General features: G+C 75.5%; 9 protein-coding genes. 4 read left to right on the top strand and 5 right to left on the bottom strand.

The window, feature by feature from the left end:
* Positions 1–343: 343 nt before the first annotated feature.
* The 3 genes from AB0N04_RS06310 to AB0N04_RS06300 form a co-directional block, all read right to left on the bottom strand.
* Complete coding sequence (locus AB0N04_RS06310; protein WP_360210428.1) at positions 344–2,335, bottom strand: ATP-binding protein; 1,992 nt, start codon at positions 2,333–2,335, stop codon at positions 344–346.
* Between the two features lie 299 nt (positions 2,336–2,634).
* Positions 2,635–3,966 (bottom strand): nucleotidyl transferase AbiEii/AbiGii toxin family protein, encoded by a 1,332-nt coding sequence (locus AB0N04_RS06305; RefSeq protein WP_360210430.1) that lies wholly within the window; start codon positions 3,964–3,966, stop codon positions 2,635–2,637.
* Complete coding sequence (locus tag AB0N04_RS06300) at positions 3,963–4,706, bottom strand: hypothetical protein (RefSeq protein WP_363363436.1); 744 nt, start codon at positions 4,704–4,706, stop codon at positions 3,963–3,965. The genes AB0N04_RS06305 and AB0N04_RS06300 overlap by 4 nt, the downstream gene beginning before the upstream one ends.
* Positions 4,707–5,075: 369 nt before the next feature.
* On the opposite strand from AB0N04_RS06300, the gene AB0N04_RS06295 reads away from it, so the two are divergent.
* Entirely contained in the window at positions 5,076–5,588 is a 513-nt protein-coding gene (locus tag AB0N04_RS06295; RefSeq protein WP_360210434.1) for a ricin-type beta-trefoil lectin domain protein, read from the top strand.
* 129 nt (positions 5,589–5,717) lie between these two features.
* On the opposite strand, the gene AB0N04_RS06290 is transcribed toward AB0N04_RS06295, so the two are convergent.
* Both AB0N04_RS06290 and AB0N04_RS06285 read right to left on the bottom strand, forming a co-directional pair.
* Positions 5,718–6,281 carry a hypothetical protein gene (locus AB0N04_RS06290; protein ID WP_360210436.1) on the bottom strand — a complete coding sequence of 188 codons (564 nt, stop codon included), beginning with the start codon at positions 6,279–6,281 and terminating at the stop codon, positions 5,718–5,720.
* Complete coding sequence (locus tag AB0N04_RS06285; protein ID WP_360210438.1) at positions 6,278–6,622, bottom strand: type II toxin-antitoxin system RelE/ParE family toxin; 345 nt, start codon at positions 6,620–6,622, stop codon at positions 6,278–6,280. The genes AB0N04_RS06290 and AB0N04_RS06285 overlap by 4 nt, the downstream gene beginning before the upstream one ends.
* A gap of 522 nt (positions 6,623–7,144) precedes the next feature.
* Here AB0N04_RS06285 and AB0N04_RS06280 point away from each other — a divergent pair.
* The 3 genes from AB0N04_RS06280 to AB0N04_RS06270 all read left to right on the top strand — a co-directional run bounded on the left by AB0N04_RS06280 (position 7,145) and on the right by AB0N04_RS06270 (position 9,677).
* On the top strand, positions 7,145–8,548 hold the full coding sequence (locus AB0N04_RS06280) for an MFS transporter (protein WP_360210440.1): 1,404 nt from the start codon (positions 7,145–7,147) through the stop codon (positions 8,546–8,548).
* Between the two features lie 191 nt (positions 8,549–8,739).
* Entirely contained in the window at positions 8,740–9,210 is a 471-nt protein-coding gene (locus tag AB0N04_RS06275; protein ID WP_360210442.1) for an SRPBCC family protein, read from the top strand.
* Positions 9,207–9,677: a MarR family transcriptional regulator gene (locus AB0N04_RS06270; RefSeq protein WP_360210444.1), complete on the top strand. Its 471-nt coding sequence runs from the start codon at positions 9,207–9,209 to the stop codon at positions 9,675–9,677. Before AB0N04_RS06275 ends, AB0N04_RS06270 begins: the two co-directional genes overlap by 4 nt.
* The last annotated feature ends 37 nt before the right edge of the window (positions 9,678–9,714 follow it).

Raw genomic sequence — 9,714 nt, 5'->3', positions numbered from 1 at the left:
GCTGCTGGCCGGGCAGGTCGACGGTGACCCGGTGCGCGTCCGTCCCCAGGAGGGCAGCCTTCCACGCCCCCCCGCGGATGGACGGCGCCCGGGGGGCCGGGGGTGTGCCGGGGGCGGTGGCGGCGGCGGTGCGCCCCGGCGGTGTGCGGTGGGGGTTCATGACGGACACCCTGGTGCGGGGCGGTGTCCACTCTCCAGGCCCGGCGGGGGCGGGGACTGTCCACTGCTGTCCGCTGCTGTCCACCGGGCACGTCGGCCGGTCCGGCCCCGCTCCCCCGCGGCCGCGCCGGACCCGCCGGACCCGTCGGACCCGTCGGACCCGTCCGACCCGCCGGACCCGTCGTCACCGCGTCCCGTGCAGCTCCCGGCTCCACAGGGCCTCGCAGAGCAGGTCCAGCCCCTGGCGCAGGTGGCGCCGGTAGGTGCCGTACGGGAGGCCGAGGCGGCGGGCGGCGGCCTCCTGGGTCGGGGCGCCGGAGAAGTGGCCCGCCGTCAGGGCCTCGCGGGCGCGCACGCCGCGCGGGTCGGCGGCGAGGTCGTCGACGGCCCGGCGCAGCAGGGCGCGCAGTTCCTCGGCGGGGTCGGCGAGGTCGGCGGCCAGGCGGGTGCGGGTCAGGGCGCAGGCGGCGAAGGCGGCCGGGTCGCGCCAGTGGGCCAGTGCCTCGCGCACGGCCTGGTCGAAGGCGCTGCGGGAGAGCGCGGAGGGGCCGGGCTGGGCGGGGGCGTCGGTGGCTGCGAGGAAGCGGCCGAGCCAGGCCTCGACGCCCTCCTCGCGCCAGTCGACGCCGAACACGCCGTAGGTGTGCTCGCCGACGAGCGGCCGGGCCCCGGTGTCCTCCAGGGTGCCCTTGACGCGTTCGGCCCAGGTGTCGGCGTCGCGCCAGACGGCGAAGCCGTAGGCGCGGCCGCGGGCCCGGGCGGCCTCGGCCTGAGCGCGGGAGCTGCTGAGGTCGATGACGCGCGAGGGGACCTGGTACTGCTCGGGGTAGACGGTGAAGCGGCTGACGCCGATGTGTTCGCCGGGGCGGACGGGTGCGGTGGCCTCGGTGTGGGCCCAGGCGGCCGCGACGACGGGGTCGGTGGCCAGGTCGAGGGGGTCGGCGGGGGCCGGCAGGACGAGGCGGGCGGTGAAGGCCACGGTCTCGCCCGTGCTGACGCGGCGGTAGACGCTGAAGGCCTGCGGCTGGCGGCGCATCCAGTAGTGGACCAGTTCGGCGGAGGCGGGGCCCTCGGTCTGTTCGGCCATCCGCAGCACGGCGTCGGTGTCCTCGGGGCGCAGGGGGCAGTCGTGCACCTCGTCCTCGCGGGACCAGGTGCGCAGCCGGGCCAGGGTCCGGCTCTCGCGGAAGAGGTAGAACAGCTCGTCGGTGACGGTCCAGACGCGTTCCTCGGGGGCTTCGCGCAGCAGGCGCAGGTACTCCTGGGCGAGGCGTCGGCGGATCGTCTCGAAGGCGTTGGGGGCGCGCCAGCGCAGGTCGGCGGTGAGGGTCTCGCGGGCGGCGTCGTGCGGGTGCAGGCCGCGGGGGGTGGATTCCATGAAGGGCAGGTCGCGCAGCCAGCCGAAGAGGGGGTGGGCGTCCTCGTCGGGCAGGACGGCGGCGAGCAGTTCCTCGGAGGTGGCGTGGGCCTGGGCGGCGACTTCCAGGGCGCGGCGGTGGGCGGCCGTCGGGACTTCGCCGATCAGGCCGGTGAGCAGGGTGCGCAGGAGGTCGGCGGAGGGGGCCCAGACCTCTTCGCGGTTCCAGCCGGTGGAGCCGGCGGCCGCGGCGAGGGAGAGCGCCAGCGGGTTGCCGCCGGCGAAGCCGAGGACGCGTTCGCGCAGTTCGGGCCGGACCCGGGCGGTGGTGAGCAGGCTGCGGGCCTGGTCGTCGGAGAAGGGCTGCAGTTCGCGGACGTCGAGCAGGCCGGCCCAGGCGGGGTCGGCGGTCCACTGGGGCTGGGGTGGGAGGCGGCCGGCCAGGACGACCAGGGTGTCGTCGGCGGCGCGGGGCAGGAAGCGCTGCCACAGCCAGGTCTCCAGCCACTGGCAGTGTTCGAAGGAGTCGACGAGGAGGACGGTGCCGGGGGTGTCGAGGAAGCCGGCGGCCGCGTGTTCGAAGTCGGCCGGGTCGCGGCTGACGAAGCGTCCGTCGAGTTCGAGGAGCGGGCGGCCCGCGGTGCGGGCGCGGTCGGCGAGGGTGCGCAGCAGGGCGGACTTGCCGATGCCGCCGGGGCCGAAGGCGTAGAACGCGAAGGGTGCGTGCGGGTCCCCGGCCAGGGCGCGGGTGAAGCGGCCGAGTTCCTCCTCGCGGCCGATGAAGGCCCGGGCCCGGGTCCTGCTCAGTCTCTCTCCCACGGACGCCACGCGGGCTCCCTCCCCTGGTGCGGCCCGGGCTGGTCCGCCCGGGGTCCCCGTCGGTCCGGCCGGGCGGGGGCCGGGCGGGCGTGTAGGGGTGCGGGTGCGTGGCGGCGCGGGCGGTTTCGGTCGCCCTGGTCGGCATGCACCTGCCTGGATTGAAGCACCGGGCCGGGGCGGCCCCGGAACCGGGCCCGGTGTCGGGGCGGGGCTGCGACCTGCGGGGAGCGGGGTCGGCACGGCTGGCGTGCCGGCCCCGCCCGGACTGACGGACCGTCAAGGACGGTTCCGGGCAGGGGTCAGCCGGTGGCGCGCTGGGCGGCGTAGCGCTCGGCGGCGTCCGCGAGCCCGCGCACGCGCCAGTCGGCCTCGCCGCCGTGGTGGTCGGCGATGGCCCTTCGGGCGGACTCGAGGTCGCCGCCCAGCAGTTCGCAGACGATCACCAGGGAGTCGGCGGTCCCCGTGTGCCGCTCGGAGGTGTGCCGCAGGACGGCGTCCAGGCCCTCCTCGGCCAGCACCGGCCGCAGTTCGCCGATCAGCGGCGCCAGCCAGCGGGCGCGCAGCGCGTACTCGGTGCGTCCGGCGAAGGTGGCACCGAGGCCGGCGAGCAGCTGCGCCGGGTACTCCTCGACCGGTTCGGCGAACTGCGGGTAGTCCTTGGCGAACTCGTCCCAGTCGACCTCGAGTTGGCCGATGTGGTGCGGCAGCACCGGCGACCGGGACCACCAGGAGCCCTCGTCGGCCTGGGCGAACACCGCGTACAGCAGCTCGTAGGGCACCTCGGTGGTGCGGGAGAGCAGGACGGCGTCGTAGAGGTCCTTGCCCTGGGGGTGGTTGTCGGAGACCAGCCAGAGGATCTTCCAGGCCAGCGAGAGCTGCGGGGTCGCGGTGAGCAGCGGGCCGGTGACGCCGGGCAGTTCGCAGGTCTGCGGTTCGACGGGCAGGTGTTCGGTGAAGACGAAGTCGAGCTGGACGGTGCCGCCCGGCACGCCCGGCGCCGTCCAGGGCAGGACGAGCCGGCGGCCGGGTATGCGGCTGTAGGTCCAGATCTCGTCGCTGAGCGCCTGGTCGGCGTGCAGGCGCACCCCGGTGCCCCCGGTGGCGGCGGTGCCCCCGGCGTCCCCGGCGTCCCCGGCGTCCCCGGTGGAGAGGTGGTCGGCGGCGGTGGCGAGGTCCTGCAGCATGCGGTCGGTGCGGGGGTCCTCCAGCTGCCAGTCGACCGGGCGGACCACGAAGTCCAGGTCCCCGGGCTCGCGGGCCTGCTCGCCGTACCAGGCGCGCAGCAGGACGCTGCCGCGCAGCACCAGGTGCTCGGCCCACGGGGAGGCGGCGACGGCGGACAGCACGGTGTCCAGGGCGGCCTTGCGGGCGGCGAGCCAGCGTTCGGCGAGCGCCGGGTCGGTGAAGGCGGGTTCGCTCGGGCGCAGGGCGCGGCTGTACCCGGCGAGGGCGGGGTCGAAGACGGGCTGCTGGGTGACGGCCTCGTCGTCGATGGGGTGGACGCTGCGGGGCAGGTCGAGGTCCTCGCGGACCTCCTCCGTGGGGGGCCTGCGGGGCAGTCGCACGCCCTGCCAGGGCCCGTACTCCAGGCCCGCCCACTGGGTGGACGGTGCGGACTGGTCCTCGGTCATCGCGGGTCTCCTTCTCGTTCTGCCGTTGCGGTCGCTGATTCGTTGGCTGCGGGGGCCGGGTGGTCGTGCTCGGTGATCCAGCCCGCGTCGAGGGCCTCGTCGCTGTCGACGGCGACGAACTCGCGCTCCGCCGACAGCACCCGGTGCCCGGCGGCGGCGAGGTCCGCGAGCAGCGCGTCCAGGCGCCGGCCGGCGGTGGCCAGGCCGACGTGGCGGCACCGCTGGGTGACGAACCACTCGCGGTGGCCGTCCTCGCGCATGCGGCGCGGGTTGTGCGAGAGGTGGGCGTCGTGCCGCACGGCGAGGGCGGCCAGGGCAGCGCGGGCGGCGGCGGGCGGCGCGGGCGGCAGGAGCAGCTTGACATGATGTTCGAAGTACCGGTGCGGCCCGTGCGCCGCGGCGTCGCCGTCCGTGGCGGGGACGCCCTCGGCCCAGGGCGTGGCCTCGATCTTGGTGCGCAGGACGGCGAACCCGGCCCGGGCCAGCCGCCCGGCGGTGCGGGCGGTCGCCGCGGCCGTCTCCTCCAGCGTGCCGCGGGCGCGCAGGGTGAGCATCGGCTGGGAGGGCGCCGCTCCCCGGGCCAGCAGGATGTGAGTGAACTTCAGGCCGTGGTCGGCGGCCCACGCGGCCAGCGCCTCGGCGGCGCCCGGCCCCACGGTCAGGTGCACCTCGAAGTCACCCCGCAGGCCGGGCGGGTCCGACGGGTCGTTACGGCGCTGGTCAGGACAGGTGGCGAGCATGGGCAGCATGCTGGCACCCCCCTGTGACAACGCCCCCGCCGGGGCCACCGGCGCCCCGGCGCCCGGCCGGTCCCGCTCGGCGGCGACGGGCTCGTCCGTGCACCACCCGGGGCCGGTCCGGGCGCGGGGCCGCTCCCCCGGGCCTTCCCCCCGTCCGCCCCTCGCGTCGGGGCGTGCCGGCCCCGGTAGGGACGCCCGCCGCGGCCCCGGGGACACGCCGACGGTTGCGGCGGTTCCGGGCCATCCGGTCGGTGTACGGATCCATAGGGGTCACCCGTCTTGCCGGGGCCCGGGGCGGGTGTTTGCGTCGGATCCGTGACCGGACGTCGAGTCACGGATCCGAGGGAACAGCGCAGAAGGAGAATCCTCTTGTTCAGTGTCAAGCAGGCCGCCGCCGTCGCGGCCACGGCCATCGCCGTCGCCGGTGTGCCGGCCACCGCCCCCGCCGCCGCGGCCGCCGGCGCCTCGGCCGGTCGGCCGGTGGTGGTGGCCGAGAACGTGCGCTTCTTCAACGAGGAGACGAACGGAGCGCTGGACGCCAGCTCGTTCGGGCCCGTCGCCGTCACCTGGGAGGCCAACGGCGGGGCCTTCCAGGACTGGCTCCTGCGCCCGTCCCCCCGGGGCTACCTGATCGAGAGCGTGGGCAGGCGCGGCAACTGCCTCCAGGCGCCGGCCAACCCGGGCGAGCCGCTCCCGGTGGTCAAGTGCAACCCGAACGTCCCGACCCAGCAGTGGGCCTTCGACCGGGTCGGCGACCGGGTCGTCATCGGCCAGATGCTCGACGAGAACTACGTCATCGAGGCGACCACCAGCGGCAGCCCGGTGGTGAAGAGCTTCCGCGACGACAACCCGCGCCAGCTGTGGGACATCACCCCCTCCTGAGGCGGCTGCGGGAACACGGCAGGGCCTGGCACCGGATACCGGAGCCTTCCGACTGAGGGTGGCCGGAAGGCTGCCGCCGCTCGATCCCCGAGGCAGGCCTCCCCGGCCACGACGGCCGGGGAGCGCCGGTCAGCCGATCTCGGCTCGCCAGCCGTCGACGAGGACGATGAGCACGGCGTCCAGGACGTCCCCCCCGGTCCCGTCGGGCCGCCGTGGTGCCGGGGAGCCGCGCAGGGCTGCGGCCACCGCCTCGGCCGTCGGGATCGCGGGGGCGGTCTGCGCGACGACGGCCGAGGCCGCGGACCGGCAGCGGCCGCTCCACGTGGCGAAGTCCTCCCCCGGGCGGGCCGGGAGATCGACGGCCGACAGGTCGAACCCGACCCGTCGGCCGTGCCGGAGCACGACCTCCACCAGGAGGTGCCCGCCCAGTGCGGCGACGAAGGCGCGGACCGGGTCGGCGAGGGAGTCGGTTCCCGCCTCCACCGCCGACACCGTCCGCGGGTCGGCGCCCATGCCGCGGGCGAGATCCGCGGTGCCGGCACCGACGAGACGCCGCAGGTCCGCGAGGATGCGCCCGCGGTTCTGCGCGACGAGGCGTTGCGCCTCGCGGACGGCCCGCTCGGCGTCGGCCGGGTGCGGGCAGAACTCGGCCAGGAACTCGGCGTCGTCACCGTAGGTCCCGGGCTGAGTCATCGGTCCGCCTGTTCCTCTGTTCGCCGGAGGTGGGCACGGTAGCGCTCCTCCGCCAGCGGGATCGCCGTGCGGTACCAAGACTGCCATCGCCCTCGCTTGTCGCCTGCCACCAGGATGACGATGCGGCGCCCGGTGTCCAGGGCGAACAGGATCCTGATCTCGCTGTCGCCCGACGAGCCGGGGCGGAGCTCCTTGAGATTGGGGATCGCCGAGTGCCGGATCCGGTCCACGAGGGGCCTGCCGAGGGCCGGACCCACCCGGCGCAGGGCCGTGATCGCGGCGGCCACCTGGTCGAGCGAGGCACGATCCGTGCGTCGCAGCCCGTGGAGCCAGTCCCTCACCTCGGGCTCAATGACCAGAAGGTGCGTATACGTCTTTTCAGGCAATGCAGTCGTGGCCTTTCCGTACTTAACGACCCATTGCCTGCCGCCAACGTACCGCCACGGAGCGCCCCCCGGCAGCGGAATCCTGAAAGGCCGTCAAACGAACCGCCCGGCCCGCTCGCCCCCTTCACGCCGTGTGCACACCCTTTGACACACGGGCGGACGGAGGGCCGAAAAGGGGTCACGGGTGAGAAGGATCACCTGCCGGAGCCGCGCAGCGGGGCGATGCGGGCCCGGGCCCGGCAGGACTGGTCGGGGGCCGTCGCGGCACGGGCGCAGGGCCCGTCCGCTTCGGGACCTTGGTCACGAATCCGCCCGACCTTCGGCCCGGTGGCGCCCCCTCCCCGCCCGGGCAACCGTGGACGGTCGCCCGGTGTGACCGGGCGACGGCACCACCCGCCGGGCGGTGCCGTTCCCTGCCGTCTACCCGGCGCACGCCGTGCGGGAGCACACCGTGCGCTCCGGAGGACCCGAAGACCCATGTCCAGCACCATCGACAACGCCCCGTATACCGCCTTCCACCGCAGACTGGCCCTGGCCTGCTCCGGTGGACCGCTGCTCGACGGCTACATCCTGAGCATCGTCGGCGTCGCCCTCATCGGGATGCGCCCCGAGCTCGGCCTCTCCACCGCCGAGGTCAGCCTGATCGGCGCCGCCGCCCTGGTCGGCATGTTCGTCGGCGGCGCGCTCTTCGGCGTGCTGACCGACCGCATCGGCCGGGAGGTGATGTACACCGCCGACCTGCTCGTCATGGTCGTCTGCTCGGTGCTCTCCTTCTGGGTGGACACGGTGTGGGCGATCGCCCTGCTGCGCTTCGTGCTCGGCATGGCCGTGGCCGCCGACTACCCCATCGCGACCTCGCTGCTCGCCGAGTGGCTGCCGGCCAAGCACCGCGGGCGGCTGCTCGGTCAGCAGATCGTCGCCTGGTACGCGGGCTCCGTCCTCGCCTACGTGACGGGCTACGCCTTCCTGCGCCTGGCCGGCCCGGGCAGCTGGCGCTGGATGCTGGCCAGCTCCACCGTGCTGTGCGTCGTCTTCCTGGTGATCCGCCGCGGCTCGCCGGAGTCCCCGCGCTGGCTGGCCGCCAACGGGCGGGTCGGTGACGCCGTGCGCGTCGTCGAGCGGCACCTCGGGGTGCGGGTCGACGGCCGGGAGCTGATGCCCGACCCCGCGCAGGTCGCCCGGCCCGGCGGGCTGCGCCTGCTGATGACCCCGCCCTACCGGCGCCGCACCCTGTTCTGCGGCCTGTTCTTCCTCTGCCAGGTCGGCCCGCTCTTCGCGATGCTCACCTTCGGCCCGCAGATCCTCTCGTCCTTCGGCATGCCGGGCGGCACGGTGATGGACACCCTGGGCACCGGCCTGATCAGCCTGGTCTTCCTGCTCGGCTGCTACCCGGCGCTGCGCCTGATCGACACCCGGGGCCGGCGGCCGGTGATCATCTGGTCGTTCGCCCTGATGACCGTCCCGCTCGCCCTGCTGGGCGTGTGGCCCACCGCCCCCGCCGCGGTCGCGCTGACCGCGCTGTGCGCCTACGCCTTCCTGTGCGGCGGGCCGAACGTGCTCGACTGGACCTACCCCAACGAGCTGTTCCCCACCGAGATCCGGGCCACCGCCGTCGGCGTCGCCACCTCGGTGAGCCGGATCGGCGCGGCCGTCGGCACCTACCTGCTGCCGCTGTCCCTGACCGGGCTCGGCACCGGCCCGACCATGCTGATCGCGGCCGGGACGACGGCCCTGGGCCTGCTGGTGTGCGTGCTGTGGGCCGAGGAGACCCGCGGCACCGCCCTGGGCGCCGCACCGGCCGCGCCCGCCGCCGGGGCCGCCCCGGCGGCGGGCGCGCGGGCGGGCGTCCCGTCCCAGCGCGTGGCGCAGTCCGTGCGCTGACGGCACCCGCTCCGGCCCCCGGTCCAGGTCGATGAGCCCCTGCTCCCGGCGTCCGTCCACGGTGGACGGGCGCCGGGGGCGGGGGCTTTCGGCCGGGCTCCTCGACCCCTTGGATCGACCCCTTGAAAGAAAGTCGTCGCGGAGATAGTCTGCGCGTAGAGCAAATCGGGAACGGGGAGAGGGGCACCACCATGTGGAACCACGAGTACACCGGTGAGACGACCGCGGCGCCGGAGGCGGTCTGGGCGGTCCTGAAGGACATCGACGACTGGGCCCGCTGGGACACCTCGATGGAGGCGGTCTCCCTGCTGGGGGCGTTCGAGGTCGGCGGCAAGGTGTCGATGACGCCCACCGGCCAGGAGCCGATCGTCTCGGTGATCACCGACATCCAGGACGGCGTCCGCTACGCCGACGAGACCGAGTTCGAGGGCGTCGTCCTGCGGTTCAGCCACACCCTGAGCCCCCGGGGCGACGGCGGCACCCGGGTGGTGCACCGGCTGGAGATCTCCGGCCCGCAGGCCGACCGGGTGGGCCCGGAGCTGGGGCCCGCCATCACCGAGGACTTCCCGCAGGCGATGGCCGCCCTGCTCGCCCGGGCCGTCGACCTCGCCGCCGGTGCCGGCGCCGGCACGGGCGGCGCCACGGGCGGCGGCGCCCGGTGAGCGAGGCCGCACCCGCCGCGGACGGCGGGCCCGACAGCCCGGGCTTCTGGCTCTGGCACGCCACGCTGCGCTGGCAGCGCGAGATCGCGGCCGCGCTGGCGCCGTTCGACCTGACCCACGCCCAGTTCGTGCTGCTGGCCTGCGCCTGGTGGCTCAACGGGCGCGGTGAGGTGCCCAACCAGCAGGAACTGGCCAGCCAGGCCGGCACCGACGTGAAGATGACCTCCCAGCTGGTCCGCAAGCTGGAGGCGAAGGGGCTGCTGGACCGGGAGACCGACCCGCGGGACACCCGGGCCCGCCGGCTGCGGATCACGGCGCGCGGCACGGAACTGGCCCGCACCGCCGTCGTCGCCGTCGAGGAGGTCGACGCGGCGTTCTTCGGCCCCGCCGGGCGGGCCGCCGGCCTGGACGAGCGCACGGTGACCTCGCTGCTGCGACACCTGGCCGGGCCCGGCGGGCCGCGGTAGCCACAGGCCTCACGGGGCTCGGAGGCCGCGGCGGCCG

The sequence above is a fragment of the Kitasatospora sp. NPDC051702 genome (assembly GCF_040681575.1).
GTDB lineage: Bacteria > Actinomycetota > Actinomycetes > Streptomycetales > Streptomycetaceae > Kitasatospora.
This window is presented reverse-complemented; position numbering and strand designations above follow the sequence as displayed.